The following is a 16,320-nucleotide window of genomic DNA, read 5'->3' as shown; positions in this document are numbered from 1 at the left end:
GGGACCGTCACACCCGAGTCACGAGGGCACGTCGGTATCTGATTGCAGTAGTGGTCGGAGTGATCAGGTGTGCGATCGCGGGCCATGGCTCACTTCTTGACCACGGCTTCCATGATGGACTTGGCGATCGGGCCGGCGAGCTGGCCACCGGCGATGTCGTCCCGCTCGACGTTGTCGTCGGGCTCGACCACGACCGCGACGGCGATTTTCTTGCCGTCGGCGCCCTTGGCGTACGAGACGAACCACGCGTACGGCTTCTTGCCGTTGTTGAACCCCTGCTGCGCGGTACCGGTCTTGCCGCCGACCTCGACGCCCTGGATCGCGGCGGGCTTGCCGGTGCCGTCCTTGACGACGCCCTGCATCATGTCCCGCAACTGCGCCGAGACCTCGGTCGAGACGGCCTCGCTGAGCATCTGCGGCTGGGTCTTCTCCAGCACCGAGAGGTTCTGCGCCCGCAACTCGTCCACCACGTACGGCTTCATCACCTTGCCGTTGTTGGCGATCGCGGCGACGACCATGGCCATCTCCATGGGCGTGGACGCCACGCTCTCCTGGCCGATCGAGGACCGCATGAGCTGTCCGCCGTCGTTGCCGCCCGGGAACAGGCTGGGCTTGACCCGGCTGGGAATGTCGAGCGGGTTGTCGTTGGCGCCCTTGCCGAAGTTGTTGAAGCCGAACTTCTCGGCCTGCTCCTTCAACTTGGCCTCGCCCACGTCGGTGCCCAGTTGGGCGAAGACCGTGTTGCAGGACAGCTCGAGCGCTCGTTGCACGGTCGCACCGATGCACCCCGGGTGGTTCTTCTCACTCAACCCCTGCGTCGACGACGGGTAGAACAGCGTGTCGCCCTTGAGCGGGACCGTCGGTGCCTCGTTCGGCTTGGCCTTGCCCTCGGACAGCGCCGCCGCCGCGGTGATGAGCTTGAAGGTCGAACCGGGCGGATAGGTGTACCGGATCGCCCGGTTGTCCATCGGCATCTTCGGGTCGAACTTGGTGTCCGGCTTCTTGCGGTTCTTGTCCGTGTCCAAGGTGAGCTGGTCGTACGCCTCGGCCACCTCGTTGCGGTTGTTCTGGGCGAGGACGTTCGGGTCGTAGGACGGTGTGCTGACCATCGCGAGCACCTTGCCGGTTTCCGGGTCGAGCGCGACCGCGGCGCCGGTCTTGTCCTTGAGGCCGTTGTACGCGGCCTCCTGCGCCTTGGCGTTGATCGTCAGCGCGACGTTGCCGCCCCGGGTGCCCTTGTTCGTCACCGTGTCCAGCACCTTGCGGACGAACAGCCGGCTGTCCTTGCCGCTGAGGATGTCGTCGTCGATGCTCTCCAGCAGGTTCTTGCCGACGAACGGCGAGATGTAGCCGGTGACCGGCGCGTACATCGGGCCGAACTCGTACTTGCGCAGGAACTCGTACTGCTTGTCGTCGGTCTTGACCGAGCTGGTGATCGGCTTGCCCTCGACCAGGAAGTCGCCGCGCGGGTGCGAATACTTCTCGTAGATCGCCCGTTTGTTGTGGCTGTTGCTCGCATAGTCGTCGGCCTTGACGACCTGGACCCAGTTGGCCCGAAGCATCAGCGCCGCGACCAGGATCAGGCAGAAGACGGAGACCCGCCTCAAAGGCTTGTTCACGGTATGTCCCTCCCCTGGACGTGCGTTGCGGCCGTCACGGGTTCTGCCCGCCGGTGCCGCTCTGGCCCGGTGGGCCGTACGGAGTGCCGCCGCCGGGGTTCGGCGGGGGAACGAAGGGTCTGGGTGGCGTTCCGGATCCGCCCGCGGGCGGTGTCGCGCCGGGGCCGCCGGGGGCACTGGGCACCCCGCCCGCCACGGTCAGCGCCTCGGGCGAGGCGGAACCGCCGGCCGGCGTCGAACTCGGCGTCGACGGGGTGGGTGTGCCGGCCGCGGGGGTGCCACCGCGGTTGGAGGCGTGCGAGCCGCGCCGGGGCGCGACGCCCTCGCTCGGGTCGAACGCCCCGGCCGGTGGGGCGGGTCGGCGGGCGGTGTCGCTGATCCGGATCAGGATCGCGATCAGGGCCCAGTTGGTGATCACGGACGAGCCGCCCTGGGCCAGGAACGGCATCGTCATACCGGTCAGCGGGATCAGGCCGGTCACGCCGCCCGCGACCACGAAGACCTGGAGCGCGACCGAGACCGACAGACCGGCCGCGAGCAGCTTGCCGAACGGGTCGCGGGCGGCCAGCGACGTGCGCAGGCCGCGCTCGATCAGCAGCGCGTACACCATGAAGACGGCCATCATCCCGGCCAGGCCCAGCTCTTCGCCGACCGTGGTGAGGATGAAGTCGCTGCGCGCCGCGAAGCCGATCTCGGTCGGGTGGCCCTGGTTGAGGCCGGTACCGAGCAGACCGCCGGTGCCGTAGCCGAACAGCGCCTGGGCGAGCTGCTCGGACTGCACCGAGCCGTCGCCCTTGTAGACCGCCAACGGGTTCAGCCAGGCCGCCACGCGGTCGTGCACGTGCGGCTCGAAGGTTCCGACGATGGTCGCGCCGCCGACCGCCATGATCACGCCGAACAGCAGCCAACTCGTGCGCTCGGTGGCCACGTAGAGCATCACCACGAACAGGCCGAAGAACAGCAGCGAGGTGCCCAGGTCGCGTTCGAACACCAGGATCAGGATGCTCAGCAGCCAGACCACCACGATCGGGCCCATGTCCCGACCACGCGGGAAGTACAGCCCCATCACCTTGCGACTGGCCAGCGCGAGCGCGTCCCGCTTGGCCATCAGGTAGCCCGCGAAGAAGATCGTCAGCACGATCTTGGTGAACTCGCCGGGCTGGAAGTTGAACGGGCCGAGCCGGATCCAGATCTTGGCGCCGTACATGTCGCCGGGGAACGGGATCGGCGACACCAGCAGGACCAGCGAGAGCGCCATGAACGAGTAGGTGTAGCGCTGGAGCAGCCGGTGGTCCTTCATGATCACCACGACGCCCGCGAACAGCGCGATGCCGATCGCCGAGTACATCAACTGGGACGAGGCCGCCGCGGTGCCCTTGACGTTGTTGGGGAGGCCGATCCCCTTGACGATGTCCAGGTCGAGCCGACTGATGAACATCAGGCCCATGCCGTTGAGGAACGTGGCCAACGGCAGCAACAGCGGGTCGGCGTACGGCGCGAACTTGCGCACCAGCAGGTGGGCGAGGCCCGCGAAGACGCCGAGGCCGAGCCCGTACTTGACCAGGCTCCCCAACGGCAGTGACCCGTCCCCCGCCAGTCCCACGTTGGCATAAGCCAGCATCGGCACCAGAACCGCGAAGCCGAGCATCATCAACTCGGTGTTGCGGCGATTCGGTGCGGCTTGGGGGGTGATCGTCGTGTTGCTCACGGCGCTCCCCTCAGTTCGTTCCGGTGGTTCCGGGCGGTCGCGGATAGCACTGCTTGGCCAGGTCGGCCTCTTCGGCGGTGAGCCCCGATCCCGGTGCCTCCGGCGCCGTGGCCGGCGGTGCGGAACTCGGTGGCGCCGATCCGGCAGGCGCGCTCGGGCTGGTGGTCGACAGACCCCTGCCCTTGCTGCCCGGTTCGGTCGGTGGCGCCGACGAGCGGCCACTGCGCGACGCGGTGGTCGGGGTGTGCTTGCCCACCGGTGCGTTGGTCTGGAGCGCGGCCGGCGTGCCCAGGTTCTGCTGCGGGAACAGGTCCACGCTGCCGGCGGGCTGGGCGCCGGGGACACCCTCGACCTTCTTCGCGTCGTCCGCCGCGTAGGCCCTGCGACACACGTCGGCCTGCCGCTTGAGCCGGTCGATGGTGTGCCGGGCCTCGGTCAGACTGGCCGCGTCGAGCGTGCTGTTGACCGCGTCCCGGTTGGTCTGGCCGATCATCGTGAGCTTCACGTCGTCGTAGCTCTGATACGTGCTCGCGAGGTTGAGGCCCAGGATCTTCGAGTCGATCCCCCGGTAGATCGCGACGTGGTCTCCTTTGTCGGCCACGAAGTATTGCGTCTGGGTCCAGTAGTACGCGCCGCCGAGCGCGGCCACGAGCACCGCGACACCGCCCCAGATCGGCAGGGTCCTGCGCAGCGTGGACTTCGGCTTGGGCTTGCGCCGGCTGCCCGGCTCGGAGACCAGCGCCTCGGTCTCGTACTCGCCGGCGGTCAGCTCGCGGGCCCGGGAGGCGGGTGTGGTCGGCAGGGTCGTGGTGTCGTCCACGATGCTGGCCACCGCGCCGACCACGATCGGGCTGTCCGAGGGCTGGTCGGACGGATCCACGACGTCCGCGACGATGCACGTGATGTTGTCGGGGCCGCCGCCGCGCAGCGCGAGCTGGATCAGCTCCTGCACCGCGTCGTTGGGGTTGGCGTAGGTGAGGAGGGTGCCCTCCATCGTCTCCCGGCTGACCACCCCCGACAGGCCGTCGCTACAGATGAGGTAACGGTCGCCGGGGCGGGCCTCGCGCACCGACAGGTCCGGCTCGACGTGGCCGCGCCCGTCCAGGGCACGCATCAGCAGCGAGCGCTGCGGATGGTGGTCGGCTTCCTCCTCGGTGATCCGGCCCTCGTCGACCAGGCGTTGCACCCAGGTGTGGTCCTGGGTGATCTGTTCCAGGGCGCCGTCACGCAGGAGGTAGGCACGGGAGTCGCCGATGTGGGCGAGGCCGAGTCGGCTCCCCGTCCACAACAGCGCGGTCAGCGTGGTCCCCATGCCCTCGAGCTGGGGATCGTCGTCGACCATCACACGCAGTCGGTCGTTGGCGCGATCGACCGCCGAACGCAGCGCGTCCAGCAGGTCGGCTCCGGGCACGTCCTCGTCGAGTTCGACGATGGTGGACAGGACTTCGGAGCTGGCGACTTCGCCCGCTGCCTGCCCGCCCATGCCGTCGGCGACCGCGAGCAGCCGAGGGCCGGCATAGCCGGAGTCCTCGTTGCCTTCGCGGATCATGCCCTTGTGGGATCCGGCGGCGAAGCGGAGAGAGAGGCTCATTCAGGCTACCTGCGCAGCTCGATAACGGTCTTGCCGATGCGGATCGGCGCACCGAGCGGCACGGGGGTCGGACCGGTCAGGCGCGTACGGTCCAAGTAGGTACCGTTCGTCGACCCGAGGTCTTCGACCACCCAGCTGCCGTCGGGCGCAGGGTAGATGCGGGCGTGCCGACTCGACGCGTAGTCGTCGTCGAGCACGATGGTCGAGTCGTGCGCCCGGCCGATGGTGATCTGCTGATCCGTCAGATTGATCGTCGTGCCGGTCAGCGAGCCCTCGGTGATCACCAGCTTGCTGGGGTTGTTGCGCTGGCCGCGGCGGGGCCGGGCCTGCTGCCGCTGCGGAGGCGGGGCCGGCTGCGCCTGCGAGGGCGGAGCGGCACCTCCTCCACCGGCGGCGGGCGCGGCGGTTCTGCGCCGCGCGGGTCGTTGGGTCACGCGAGTGCCGAAGAGGTCGCTACGGATCACCTGTACGGCGACGATCACGAACAACCACAGCACAGCGAGGAAACCCAACCGCATAACGGTGAGGGTCAGCTCAGACATGCGCCCGTTGTCACCCCTCGGCTTGGCGGAACACGACAGTGGTGCTGCCGAGCACGATGCGGGATCCGTCGCGCAGACCGGCACGCTGACAGTGCTGACCGTCGACGACGATCCCGTTGGTCGAACCGAGGTCCGTGATCGACGCGGGAGCGCCGATGCGGATCTCGGCGTGGTGCCGCGAGACGCTCGGATCGTCCACGCGAACTTCCACATCGGTGCTGCGGCCCAACTTCACGACCGGGGCAGTGAGCTCGTGACGCACCCCGTTGACCTCCAGCCAGGTACGCAGCCGTGGTGCCGGCGGCGGACTCTGACCGTAGGCTGCCTGCTCCCCCGGCTGCGGCCGGGGAGGCGTCGGCGTTCCCGGGGTCCCGGGCGGGCCGAAGGGCGGTGGTGCGGGCACCCCGGGCGGGGGTGGCCCGCCGGGTCGACCGTATCCATAACCCTGTGGTGGCTGCTCCGGTTGCGGCCCCCCGCCCGGGAAGGGCGGTTGGTGTGGGGGCTGCTGTTGTTCATGGTGCGACTGACTGCCCGCGAGTGCCTGACTGCGCACACGGTACAGACCCGTGTCCAGGTCGTCGGCATGCTCGAAGTGGACCTCGACCGGACCGATGAAGGAGTAGCGCTGTTGTTGCGCGTAATCCCGCACCACGGTCGCCAGCTCGCCGCCGAGTTGCTGCACGTACGGACTCAGGCGCTCATAGTCGTGTTGGCCGAGCTCGACGACGAAGTCGTTCGGGACCATGGTTCGGTCGCGGTTCCAGATCGTCGCGTTGTTGTCGCACTCGCGCTTGAGCGCGCTGGCGATCTCGACGGGCTGGACATCCGACTTGAACGCCTTGGCGAAGGCGCCGTTGACCAGGCCCTCAAGCCGTTGCTCGAACTTCTTCAGGGGACCCACGGGCACCTCCTTCCGTACGCGATCGGCCGGTCCGGTCCTACAGTCTGCTCACTGATCGTATCCACGCGTGGGAAACGGGCGCGGTTCCCTACCGTGGCCACTGTAAGGAGTGTTGGCTTTCACAGGGATTCCTACACCCTGTTGCCCCCTCCGTGGCTCGCTTGCAGTAGTTGTGCCGCGACCGTGTGCGTGGCCGGGGTCGAACCCCGTTCACCGTACGGTGCAGGGCAAGCATGCCGGAGAGGCGGGGGTCGTGGGGATCCCGGTCCACAAAGATGAACCGTTGGTTGCTCTGGGTGTCCATACGGATGCTCATGGTGTGAGCGGTGCGGCCTGCGGGTATGGATTCGTATCGGACCTCGCGCCCGTGCTAATCTTTGATTGCTCGCGCGGGTGGCGGAATAGGCAGACGCGCTGGATTCAGGTTCCAGTGCCCGAAAGGGCGTGGGGGTTCAACTCCCCCCTCGCGCACCGAGCAAAGGCCCCAGGTCATCGACCTGGGGCCTTTCTGTATGCCCTGCCGGGTAGGTCCGGTGGTGTCGTGGCGGGTCTTGGCGGTGGGCCGTGCGCCGGCTCCGGGGAGGATCGGTAGATGTCGGGTACTGCGGTGGGGCGGGAATTCGTCGTCCCGGGTTTTCGGGACAGGTCCGATGTGGCGTCGAAGGCGCTGGGCAAGGGGCTGCGCGAGCGGGTGTCGCGCGGCGCGCACGCCGACTTCGAGCCCGCGGTGGATCGGCCCGGTGTCGTGGAGAGCGTCGAGCGGGCCAACGCCGGGCGGCTCGAGCACCTGGTGCCGTTGCGGATCGGACGGATGGCGGCCTCGCCGTTCGCGTTCCTGCGCGGGTCGGCCGGGTTGATGGCGGCCGACCTGGCCGCGCAGCCGGTCACCGGGTTGACCGGGCAGATCTGCGGTGACGCGCACGCCGGGAACTTCGGGGTGTTCGGCACCGCCGAGGGACGCCTGGTGATGGACCTCAACGACTTCGACGAGACCGTGCAGGGTCCGTGGGAGTGGGACCTCAAGCGGCTGACCGCCTCGCTGGTGGTGGCCGGTCGGGTGGGCGGCCTGGACGCGGACGCGTGCCGTGCGGCCGCCTACGACGCGGCCGCCTCGTATCGCAGGACGATGGCGGTGCTGGCCAGGATGCCGGTGTTGCAGGCGTGGCACGCGATCGCCGACGAGTCGCTGGTGGCGCACGCGGACGCGGGCGAGTTGTCCGGGCTGCTGGCCCAGGTGACCGCGAAGGCCCGGCGCAACACCAGCGCCCGGTTCGCGGCCAAGTCGACCCGGCAACGCTCGGACGGCACCTGGCACTTCGTTCCGGAGCCGCCGGTGTTGACCGCGGTGGACGACGACCTCGCCCGCGCGGTGGCCGCCGGCCTGGAGGGCTACGTGGACACCCTCTCCACCGAACGGCGGCCGTTGCTGGCCCGGTTCGCGATCGAGGACGTGGCGTTTCGGGTGGTGGGCACCGGCAGCGTGGGTACCCGGGCGTACGTGGTGCTGTTGCTGGGCAACGGCGACGAACCGCTGGTGCTCCAGGTGAAGGAGGCGCGGCCCTCCGCGCTCGCGCCGTATCTGCCGCCCGCCCACGTCGAGCACGAGGGGCGCCGGGTCGTGGTCGGCCAGAAGTGGATGCAGGCCCATACCGACGGGCTGCTGGGGTGGACCTCGATCGACGGGCGCGCGTACATGGTGCGGCGGTTCCGCAACATGAAGGGGAGCATCGACCCGAGCGCGCTGGCCGCGCACGAGATAGACGACTACGGGCGGATGACCGGCGCGCTGCTGGCCCGCGCGCACAGCCACTCCGTGGACCCCAAGGTGCTGGCCGGCTACTGCGGCAAGAGCGACAAGCTGGAGGAGGCGTTCGCCAAGTTCGCGGTGCGTTACGCGGATCGCACCGAGGCCGACCACGAGCAACTGCTCGCGGCCGTGCGCTCGGGTCGGCTGCCGGCCGAGACCGGGGTCTGACCCGGGGTCAGCGGCGGGCGGCGAACAAGGGCTCCAGCAGCGCCCGGGGCGGGACGCCGGCGGGCAGGTCCGAGACCTGCCCGTCGCCGACCTCGATCACCCGCCACGCGCCGTCCCGGCGCCGGGCCAGGTCCGTGGTGCAAAACGGCGAGCCCAGTTCTTCGACGGCCGTGCGGACCGCGGTCAGGTTAGGCGGCTCGGTGTGCCCGGCGGGTGTGTCGGGGTGCGCCGTGCTCAGCACGGGGACACCGTCGACCCACCACACCCGGGTCTCGGCGCCGGTGAACTCCTCGAACGCGCGATAGAGCACGCCACCCTGCAATTCGGCGCCCTGCCGTTCGAGGAAGGTGCGCACCACCGAGCGGGTGTGCGCGACGTCGGCGACATCGGGCACGAAGCACGCCTCGTGCCATTCGTGCTTGCGCGACTTCACCCAGTCCTTGACGATCGCGGGGCCCGCGCCGAGCAGCGCGGGGTCCTCCACCGTGCGCGGCGTCAGGTCGCGGAAGCGGGGATACCAACCCGGGAGTTCGTGGGCCGCCCGATAGTGCTCGGGCGAGGTGGCCAGGCTCGCCCCACGCGAGCGCAGCGCCGCGTCCAGCGCGGCGTAGTGCGGCCCGGGGATCATCCAACCCCGATAGCGCAGCGGTCCCCGGTCGTGGGGGACGCGTCGCACCGCCTCGTGCGCGTCGCCGCGCACGAGGGCCTCGTGGTCCACGCGCGCCACCGGGATCCCCAGCGCGAGCGCTGCCTCGGCCTCGGGGGCGAAGTGGGGGTCGGTGCGGCGGGGGTTCAGGGGGTCCGTGGGGACGAGCAGGACCTCGGGTGCGCCCTCCCCCGGGGGTGGTGTCATGGGGAGGACGGTATTGCGTGGGCATGCCGGATGAAGGGTGGACCCTTCATCCGGCCGTGCGCCCTATGACTGCTTCATCGACGCGATGGACGCTCGCGTGAACTCGATGAGGTGCTTGCGCCGGTTCGCCCGGGCCTCCTCGGACTCCGAGTCGGCCCCGAGCAGTACCCGCGACATCTGCGGCATCGTCTGTTGCCAGGCGGCGACGCCGATGAGCGAGAAGAGCAACTGGGCGACGTCGGGCGAGGGCTTCACGCCGAGATGGTCGGCGAACTCCTGAAGTTTGGCGGCGTAGCTCGTGACTCGCCGCTCCTCGTCCGGAACCGGGTCGTGACCGTAGTACAACGCCTCCCACACCAGCAGCCGGAGCAGCTCCGGGCGGGCGCAGTAGAAGTCGTAGACCTGGGCGATGTACTCGGCCGGGTCGTCGTTGGGCATCGTGACGACCGTGTTGAGCTCTTGGAGCGACTCCGTCAGCACGTGCTGGAAGAGCTGCTCCTTGTTGCCGAAGTACGCGTAGATGCGCTCCTTGTTCACCCCGGCGCGCAGGGCGATGCGGTCGACGCGGGCGCCGGCGATGCCGTGCTCGGCGAACTCCGCGCGGGCGGCGTCGAGAAGTTTGGCTCGGGTGCGTGCGGTGTCGGGCGGCATGGCTGGATCTTATCCCCTCTAGCCAACTGCTTTGTTGGATCGACTGGCCAGGGACGGCCTGACCATGCTGCCCTACCACATAGGCTGCTGGGGGGTGTTGCGAGTGATTTGATCTTCAAAGTCCGGCAGACGCGCCCGCCGGCCGGTGTCGCGCGGGAACAGAACAGCACACAAGGGACGTGATGGACGAGGTCAGCGCGCCGACCCCCTGGTCGGACCCCGAAATCGCCGAGTTGGAACGACAGGTCGCCGCGGCGGAGACCGCGCTGCTCGACGACGAAGTCGATGTGACGACCCTTCAGGTCGAGCTGGACAACCTGGCGATCGTGCACCACCGCCGGCTCGGGCCGCTGTACGAGCGGCTCGACGAGTTGGACGCGTTGATCGCGGAGGCGATCGCGGCGCACACCGGCGATCCGGCGGACATCCGGCGTGCGGTCGAATTGCGTGGTGTGGTGACGGACATGCCGGACTTGGACTCGCTTTTGGGTGCCCTGGACGGCGCGGGCGGCGGCGAGCCGGGCGAGGCGGCCGACGAGCCGCTGCCGGTGCCGGAGGTGCACCGGGTCAGCCCCGGAGCCGAGGCCCGCAAGCTCTTTCGCGAGCTGGCCCGCCGGGCGCACCCGGACCTGGTCCAGGATCCCGAGGAGAAGCAGCGCCGAGGCACCTTCATCGCCCGGGTGAACGCCGCCTACGCGCGCGGCGACGTGACCGAGCTGCTGGCCCTCGGCACGGAATGGGCCACTTCCCCGGAGGGTGCGATCGGCCCGGACGCGGAGAGTCGGGGGCAGTGGCTGCGCAGCCGGCTGGCCTGGCTCACCCACCGGCGGTCCGAACTGGCCGGCCTGCGCGATCAGCTGATGGAGGGCGCGATGGGGCAATTGCTCCAGCTCGCCCCGCACGACCCGGACGGACTGCTCGAGCACCTGGCCGATCAGCTCCTGCACGACATCGCGGAGAAGGAGAAGGTGCTCGGCACGCTCGTCGAGTCCTGATCGGGGCTCGGCTCGCCGCATCGCCCGGGCCGGCTGCCCGTCCGGGCCTGGACCCCTCCCGGGCCGGCCGGATGGGCGTCGGTCGGCCCGGGGAGGTTGCCGCCCACCCTGCTCGCCGCGGCGGTACACAGCCGTCATTTCGGCCGCGTGTCGCGGATGACGGCCGGACGGTTCGCTCTTTCGAGGCACCTGTGCGCGGCGCCGATGACCGACAATGTGCGATGAGCGCGGCCGGACGGGTTCCGGGCGCCCGACCCACCGGAGATCCGATGCACCTGTCGCCCCCGCCGGCCGTCCCCGCCGCCGCGGTCCCTGACGACGCCTTCGTCCTGGACGTACGGGAGGTGCACGAATGGGACGCCGGTCATGTGGCCGGTGCCCGGCACATCCCGATGAGCACGCTCCTGGAGCGGATCGACGAGGTTCCGCACGACACGCGTGTGTACGTGATGTGCCGGGTCGGCGGGCGCTCCGCCCAGGTCGCGCACTATCTGGGGCAGCAGGGTTGGGAAGCGATCAACGTCGACGGGGGGATGCTCGCGTGGGAGGCCGCCGGGCGACCCATGGTGAGTGAGACGACCCTCGCCCCGGTGGTGGTGTGATCGCGGCCACCGCCCCGATCAGGAGCGGCGTTCCGCGATGAACACCGCGGTCGCCTCGGCGGTCACCTCGCCGTCGGCGCGGATCTCGCCGGTCGCGAAGCTCTTGCGCCCTTCGCGACCGGTCCAGCGTCCGGTCAGCTCCAGCGGTACGTCGTAGGGCGTCGCCCGGCGGTAGCGGATGTCCAGCCCGGCGGTCAGCCCGGGCGCCCCGGCAGCGGACGCGGCGACGCCGAGCAACTGGTCGAGTACGACCGCCACGATCCCGCCGTGCGCGCGGGCGGGCGGACCGCCGTGTGCCGCGGTCAGCGTGCAGCGGGCGTGGATCTCGATCGACTCCGGCTCGGCCGAGGGGTCCGGCCTCGGCGCGACCTCCTCGAACACCAGCCTGGGCGCCTGCGGATTGAGCCGGCCCGAGCCCATCTGGGTCAGGTGCTCCAGCCTGCCGTTCGGATACCGGATCAGCGACACCGCCTGCGGGCGTCGGGCGGCGCCCAGCAGTGCGGTCAGTTCGGCGACCCGCCGGGCCGCGTCCGCGCGCGTCGCCGGGTCCACGTCCGTCCACACCACCGCCTCGACCAGGTCCCGCACCCGATCCGCGAGCTCCAGCGCCTGCGGGGTCACGCTCTCGGGGCCGGGCAGCGTGCCGGCCATCAGTTCGGCGAGGGCGGTGGCCGAGGCCGGCGGCAGCGGCCTGGTGTTCGAGTTCATACCCGTACCTCCGTGACACTTTTCTTGATCTTGCCAAGAATGCGGGCAAAGAATATGACGGTGCATCAGATCTAACGGTCTATCAGATCCGGCCCGACCGGATCTCGGTGAGGGAGTGCGGCATGGTGACGATCGCGGAACTCGTCCATCACCAGTGGGGCGACCAACGGACCGGGCTCTACTTCGAGGATCGAACCTGGACGCACCACGAACTCGCCCGCGCCGCCGCCGCGCGGGCCGCGCTGCTGGCCGACCTGCTGCCGGGCGGGGCCGAGCCGCACGTGGGAGTCCTGCTCGACAACGTGCCCGAGTTCCCGATCTGGCTCTCCGGCGCGGCGGTGGCGGGCGCCACCCTGGTGGGGGTCAACTCCACCCGGCGCGGCGCCGAACTGGCGCGCGACATCACGCACGCCGAGTGCGCGGTGATCGTCACCGAGCGCGCGCACCTGCCGCTGCTGGACGGGCTCGACCTGGGCATCCCCGCCGAGCGCATCCTGGTGGTCGACGATCCCGGGTACGACGAGCGACTGCGGCCGTACGCGGACGCCGCGCTGCCCGCACTGGTCGCGGACCCCTCGGACCGGCTGCTGATCGTGTTCACCTCCGGCTCCACCGGGGCGCCCAAGGGCGTGATCTGCTCGCAGGGCCGGCTGGCCGGCGCCGGGACCGTGTTGTCCGAGCAGTTCGGCTTCGGGCCGGACGACGTCAACTACATCTGCATGCCGATGTTCCACGGCAACGCGCTGATGGCGAACTGGTCGCCGGCGCTGCGCGCGGGCGGCGCGGTCGCGCTGCGCCGGCGGTTCTCGGCGTCCGCGTTCCTGCCCGACATCCGGCGCTACGGCGCGTCGTACTTCACCTATGTGGGCCGTGCGATCTCCTACCTGCTGGCCACCCCGGAGCGGCCCGACGACCGGGACAACCCACTGCGCGCCGGATTCGGCACCGAGGCGGGCGCGGTGGACATGGCGCGCTTCGAGGCGCGCTTCGGGTGCGCGTTGACCGAGGGGTACGGCTCGTCGGAGGGCGGGATGAGCGTCAACTGGCGGCCGGGCACCCCCGCCGGTGCGGTCGGGCCGTGTCCCGAGAACGCCTCGGTGCTGGATCCGGCGACCGGAAAGGAGTGCGCCCGGGCCGAGTTCGACGCGGCGGGCCGGCTGGTCAACGGGGACGCCGCGATCGGCGAGCTGGTCAACACCGGGCGCAACGGCTTCGAGGGGTACTGGCGCAACGAGGAGGCGTCGGCGGCCCGGGCCCGGGACGGGCAGTACTGGACGGGCGACCACTTCTACCGGGACGGCGCCGGATATCTGTACTTCGCCGCCCGCTCGGACGACAAGCTGCGGGTGGACGGCGAGAACCTGGCGGTCGCCGGCATCGAGGGCATCCTGGCGCGCTTCGCGCCGTTCGAGGTCGTGGTCGTCTACGGGGTGCCGGATCCGGTGACCGGGGATCAGGTGATGGCGGCCGTACAGGTGCGCGAGGGCGCGGTGTTCGATCCGGAGGAGTTCGCCGCGTTCCTGGCGGAGCAGTCGGACCTGGGCGCCAAGATGGCGCCGACGTTCGTGCGGGTGGTGGACGAGGTGCCGACCACGGCGACCAACAAGGTGCACAAGGTCGGTCTGCGGCGGGCGGGCTTTCGGGCGGCGGGGCCGGTGTGGTGGCGGCCCGCGCGCGGCGCCGGGTACGGCCTGCTCGACGACGCGGGGCGGGCGGAACTGCTCGACCGCTACCGCGCGCACGGGCGGGAGGGCGTCCTGGACCTGTGAGCCGCGCCTTGGACCTGTGAGCCGAGCGGCCGCGCCGCCTCGACCCGGCGGGTCCGTACCCGCGACCGGGGTCGGGGCCGGCGCTCGGGCGCGGAACGTGGTCGTGGGTCACCGAAATCGCCTCGACGGCTTGGTTGGCGACGGTTTCGGTACGTGCGACGGACCGGACCCGGTAGCGTGCCGGCAGCACGGGTCCGGACCGGTGGACCCATCGACCACGGGAGAGGCATGCAGTCGCCTGACGACGCGGTGCCCGGACAACCGGCGGACCGGTCGAGGCCCGGATCCGAGACCGGTGCGACGGTGGGCGTCTCGGCCGCCGGCCCGGCGACGGGTCGGGGCACGGAGTCCGACCCGGACCCGGTGATCGCCCGGATCCCGGAACAGTCGGGGGAGCGCTCCCCCGTGGACGTGCCGATCGACACGGCCGTGCCCGCGGACGAACGGCGCTCGACCGCGGTGCGTTCGATCTCCGCGCTGTTCGCCGTGCTCGCGATCCTGGTCACCCTGGTCCACGTGTTCTTCGTGTTCCTGCACGTCGCGCCCAACAACACGCTGACCCAGGACTACCGCAAGCCGACCGGCACCTGGATCTACCCCTACTTCGAGCAGAACTGGGCGTTGTTCGCGCCCAACCCGATGTCGGAGAACTTCCGCGTGCAGGCCCAGTCGCGGGTGCGCAACGCGGACGGCACCGTCGTCGAGTCCGACTGGTCCGACCTGACCGGGGACGACCTGAAGCACATCCGGGGCAACCCGTATCCGAGCAAGGCCGACCAGAACATGATCCGACGCGCGTGGTCGAGCTACGCCGACGCGCACGACGCCAAGGACGAATCGGCGATCGGCGCGCGCGGCCCGCTGACCCAGAACTACCTGCGGCGCATCGTGGTGCACCGGTTCCAGGACGCGGGAGCGAACCGCTCGGTCGAATCCGTCCGGGTCCGGGTCGCCACCACGCCGATCGGCAGGCCGGACGCCAAGACCAAGCCGGAGACCTCGTACCGCATGCTCGGCTGGTGGGAGACGAAGCCCGATGACTTCCGCTGACCCGACGCCGCGCGTCGCGGCGAGCCCGTACCGCCGGGTGGAGGACGCCGTCGCCCGTCGACTGGTGTCCGCCCTGGACACGGTGAGCACCCGTACCTTCGCCGTGCACCAGGCGGCGCTGCTGCGGATCGGCTACGGCCTGGTCTTCCTGGTCGGCCTGATCCGCGAATACCTCAACCGCCGAGAGATCTGGGGCGACCGGTCCGCGTGGTCGCCGGAGATGGCCAGGGAGTTGCTCAGCGGCATCGACGGGGTGAGCCTGCTCCTGGAGAGCGACACGCGCTGGTGGTTCGAAGGCGTCTACCTCGCGGCGATCGTGGTGAGCGCGCTGTTCGTGCTCGGATGGCACACCCGGGCGATGAGCGTGCTGTTCGCGGTCATGGTCGTCTCGTTCAACAGCCGGTCCATCCTGATGACCGACGGCGGCGACACCGTCCTGCTGCTGATGTCGATCTACCTCGCGTTCACCGCCTGTGGACGGGTGTGGTCGCTGGACGCACGCCGGGCCAGGCGCACCGGGATCCGCCCCGGCACCGGTCCCGGACACGAGGTCGGCGTGCTGGTCGGCCTGCTCGCGATGGTCGCGCTCGGCACCACGTGCCGAGCCGACTCGTGGACCCCGGAGCCCGAGTTCTCCTTCGCGTTCGTCTGCCAGTGGATCTGGATCCCCGGCATCGCGATCGTCTTCGGCGCGCTGTGGCGGCTGCCGCGTGCGGCCGAACAGGTACGGGCCGGCCTGGTCACCGTCGTGCACAACTGCGCGCTGTTCGTGATCGCCGCCGAGGTGTGCTTCATCTACGGCGCGGCCGGGCTGTACAAGGTGCAGGGCTCGTACTGGCAGGACGGCACGGCCATGCACTACGTGCTGAACCTGGAGTACTTCGCACCGTGGCCCGGGCTCAGTCACACGCTTGGGGAGAACGCCCAGATGGGCGTCCTGATGGGCTACCTCACGGTCTTCATCCAGGTCGGCTTCGTGTTCATGCTGTTCGCCAAGCGGGTCAAGTACGTCGCGATCGTGATCCTGCTCGGCATGCACTTCGGCATCGCGATCCTGCTGGGACTGCCCGCCTTCTCCGCGTCGATGTCGGTGGGCGACGCGCTGTTCCTGCCCACCGCGTTCCTGATCTGGACCCGCTCGCGAGTGGTCGGCCGACTGATGGACCGGCTGCGCCGCGGACCCACCGGGCCGGCCCCGACGCCCGCGGGCCGCGAGGCGGCGCCCGCCCCGCCGGTACCCGGCGGACTCGAAGGAGTGGCCTCGACCTCGGGTCGGGTCTGATCGCTCTCGACCGTCGGCGGGCGATCCCGCCCGTCGCGGACCCGGCGGCCGGCAGGCGCGCACCGCCCGCCGGC

14 protein-coding genes and 1 tRNA gene are annotated in these 16,320 nt (G+C 70.3%); 7 read left to right on the top strand and 8 right to left on the bottom strand.

All coding sequences use genetic code 11. From position 1 onward, the window contains the following. Positions 1-89: 89 nt before the first annotated feature. The 5 genes from ACZ4FV_RS07615 to ACZ4FV_RS07595 are packed head-to-tail and all read right to left on the bottom strand — an operon-like array spanning position 90 to position 6,361. Positions 90-1,619 (bottom strand): peptidoglycan D,D-transpeptidase FtsI family protein, encoded by a 1,530-nt coding sequence (locus ACZ4FV_RS07615; protein WP_395867710.1) that lies wholly within the window; start codon positions 1,617-1,619, stop codon positions 90-92. A gap of 34 nt (positions 1,620-1,653) precedes the next feature. Next, complete coding sequence (locus ACZ4FV_RS07610) at positions 1,654-3,327, bottom strand: FtsW/RodA/SpoVE family cell cycle protein (protein WP_395867708.1); 1,674 nt, start codon at positions 3,325-3,327, stop codon at positions 1,654-1,656. A 10-nt stretch (positions 3,328-3,337) separates the two neighbouring features. Continuing rightward, entirely contained in the window at positions 3,338-4,918 is a 1,581-nt protein-coding gene (locus ACZ4FV_RS07605) for a PP2C family protein-serine/threonine phosphatase (protein ID WP_402234771.1), read from the bottom strand. 5 nt (positions 4,919-4,923) lie between these two features. Continuing rightward, a complete protein-coding gene (locus ACZ4FV_RS07600; RefSeq protein WP_395867704.1) occupies positions 4,924-5,460 on the bottom strand; it encodes an FHA domain-containing protein FhaB/FipA in 537 nt (178 codons plus the stop codon). A gap of 10 nt (positions 5,461-5,470) precedes the next feature. After that, positions 5,471-6,361, bottom strand: coding sequence for an FhaA domain-containing protein (locus ACZ4FV_RS07595; protein ID WP_395867702.1), 891 nt, complete (start codon positions 6,359-6,361; stop codon positions 5,471-5,473). A gap of 387 nt (positions 6,362-6,748) precedes the next feature. On the opposite strand from ACZ4FV_RS07595, the gene ACZ4FV_RS07590 reads away from it, so the two are divergent. Together ACZ4FV_RS07590 and ACZ4FV_RS07585 are read left to right on the top strand one after the other, a co-directional pair. Continuing rightward, positions 6,749-6,832, top strand: a tRNA-Leu gene (locus ACZ4FV_RS07590). A gap of 121 nt (positions 6,833-6,953) precedes the next feature. Next, positions 6,954-8,336, top strand: coding sequence for a DUF2252 domain-containing protein (locus tag ACZ4FV_RS07585; RefSeq protein ID WP_465322129.1), 1,383 nt, complete (start codon positions 6,954-6,956; stop codon positions 8,334-8,336). A gap of 7 nt (positions 8,337-8,343) precedes the next feature. On the opposite strand, the gene ACZ4FV_RS07580 is transcribed toward ACZ4FV_RS07585, so the two are convergent. Together ACZ4FV_RS07580 and ACZ4FV_RS07575 are read right to left on the bottom strand one after the other, a co-directional pair. Then, positions 8,344-9,189 (bottom strand): ATP-grasp domain-containing protein, encoded by an 846-nt coding sequence (locus ACZ4FV_RS07580; RefSeq protein ID WP_402234767.1) that lies wholly within the window; start codon positions 9,187-9,189, stop codon positions 8,344-8,346. A gap of 63 nt (positions 9,190-9,252) precedes the next feature. Then, complete coding sequence (locus tag ACZ4FV_RS07575; protein ID WP_020557109.1) at positions 9,253-9,840, bottom strand: TetR/AcrR family transcriptional regulator; 588 nt, start codon at positions 9,838-9,840, stop codon at positions 9,253-9,255. Between the two features lie 182 nt (positions 9,841-10,022). Here ACZ4FV_RS07575 and ACZ4FV_RS07570 point away from each other — a divergent pair, with 182 nt between their 5' ends. After that, a complete protein-coding gene (locus ACZ4FV_RS07570; protein ID WP_395867696.1) occupies positions 10,023-10,835 on the top strand; it encodes a hypothetical protein in 813 nt (270 codons plus the stop codon). A 269-nt stretch (positions 10,836-11,104) separates the two neighbouring features. Further along, complete coding sequence (locus tag ACZ4FV_RS07565) at positions 11,105-11,437, top strand: rhodanese-like domain-containing protein (RefSeq protein WP_395867694.1); 333 nt, start codon at positions 11,105-11,107, stop codon at positions 11,435-11,437. An 18-nt stretch (positions 11,438-11,455) separates the two neighbouring features. Here ACZ4FV_RS07565 and ACZ4FV_RS07560 read toward each other — a convergent pair whose 3' ends face one another. After that, positions 11,456-12,145, bottom strand: coding sequence for a PaaI family thioesterase (locus ACZ4FV_RS07560; RefSeq protein WP_395867692.1), 690 nt, complete (start codon positions 12,143-12,145; stop codon positions 11,456-11,458). Positions 12,146-12,267: 122 nt separating this feature from the next. On the opposite strand from ACZ4FV_RS07560, the gene ACZ4FV_RS07555 reads away from it, so the two are divergent. The 3 genes from ACZ4FV_RS07555 to ACZ4FV_RS07545 all read left to right on the top strand — a co-directional run bounded on the left by ACZ4FV_RS07555 (position 12,268) and on the right by ACZ4FV_RS07545 (position 16,246). Beyond that, positions 12,268-13,914 carry an AMP-binding protein gene (locus ACZ4FV_RS07555; RefSeq protein ID WP_395867690.1) on the top strand — a complete coding sequence of 549 codons (1,647 nt, stop codon included), beginning with the start codon at positions 12,268-12,270 and terminating at the stop codon, positions 13,912-13,914. Between the two features lie 228 nt (positions 13,915-14,142). Next, complete coding sequence (locus tag ACZ4FV_RS07550; RefSeq protein ID WP_395867688.1) at positions 14,143-14,964, top strand: DUF5819 family protein; 822 nt, start codon at positions 14,143-14,145, stop codon at positions 14,962-14,964. Continuing rightward, positions 14,951-16,246 (top strand): HTTM domain-containing protein, encoded by a 1,296-nt coding sequence (locus tag ACZ4FV_RS07545; RefSeq protein WP_402234761.1) that lies wholly within the window; start codon positions 14,951-14,953, stop codon positions 16,244-16,246. Before ACZ4FV_RS07550 ends, ACZ4FV_RS07545 begins: the two co-directional genes overlap by 14 nt. Positions 16,247-16,320 lie beyond the last annotated feature (74 nt).

The sequence above is a fragment of the Embleya sp. NPDC025285 genome, assembly GCF_055558835.1.
Note: the sequence above shows the minus strand (reverse complement) of the source record. Positions and strands in the feature narration are given on the sequence as shown.

Bases quoted from the DNA above. Each gene is read 5' to 3' on its own strand.
- ACZ4FV_RS07605 (WP_402234771.1), bottom strand. From the start codon at position 4,918: ATGAGCCTCTCTCTCCGCTTCGCCGCCGGATCCCACAAGGGCATGATC.
- ACZ4FV_RS07600 (WP_395867704.1), bottom strand. From the start codon at position 5,460: ATGTCTGAGCTGACCCTCACCGTTATGCGGTTGGGTTTCCTCGCTGTG.
- ACZ4FV_RS07585 (WP_465322129.1), top strand. From the start codon at position 6,954: ATGTCGGGTACTGCGGTGGGGCGGGAATTCGTCGTCCCGGGTTTTCGG.
- ACZ4FV_RS07580 (WP_402234767.1), bottom strand. From the start codon at position 9,189: ATGACACCACCCCCGGGGGAGGGCGCACCCGAGGTCCTGCTCGTCCCC.
- ACZ4FV_RS07575 (WP_020557109.1), bottom strand. From the start codon at position 9,840: ATGCCGCCCGACACCGCACGCACCCGAGCCAAACTTCTCGACGCCGCC.
- ACZ4FV_RS07570 (WP_395867696.1), top strand. From the start codon at position 10,023: ATGGACGAGGTCAGCGCGCCGACCCCCTGGTCGGACCCCGAAATCGCC.
- ACZ4FV_RS07565 (WP_395867694.1), top strand. From the start codon at position 11,105: ATGCACCTGTCGCCCCCGCCGGCCGTCCCCGCCGCCGCGGTCCCTGAC.
- ACZ4FV_RS07560 (WP_395867692.1), bottom strand. From the start codon at position 12,145: ATGAACTCGAACACCAGGCCGCTGCCGCCGGCCTCGGCCACCGCCCTC.
- ACZ4FV_RS07555 (WP_395867690.1), top strand. From the start codon at position 12,268: ATGGTGACGATCGCGGAACTCGTCCATCACCAGTGGGGCGACCAACGG.
- ACZ4FV_RS07550 (WP_395867688.1), top strand. From the start codon at position 14,143: ATGCAGTCGCCTGACGACGCGGTGCCCGGACAACCGGCGGACCGGTCG.
- ACZ4FV_RS07545 (WP_402234761.1), top strand. From the start codon at position 14,951: ATGACTTCCGCTGACCCGACGCCGCGCGTCGCGGCGAGCCCGTACCGC.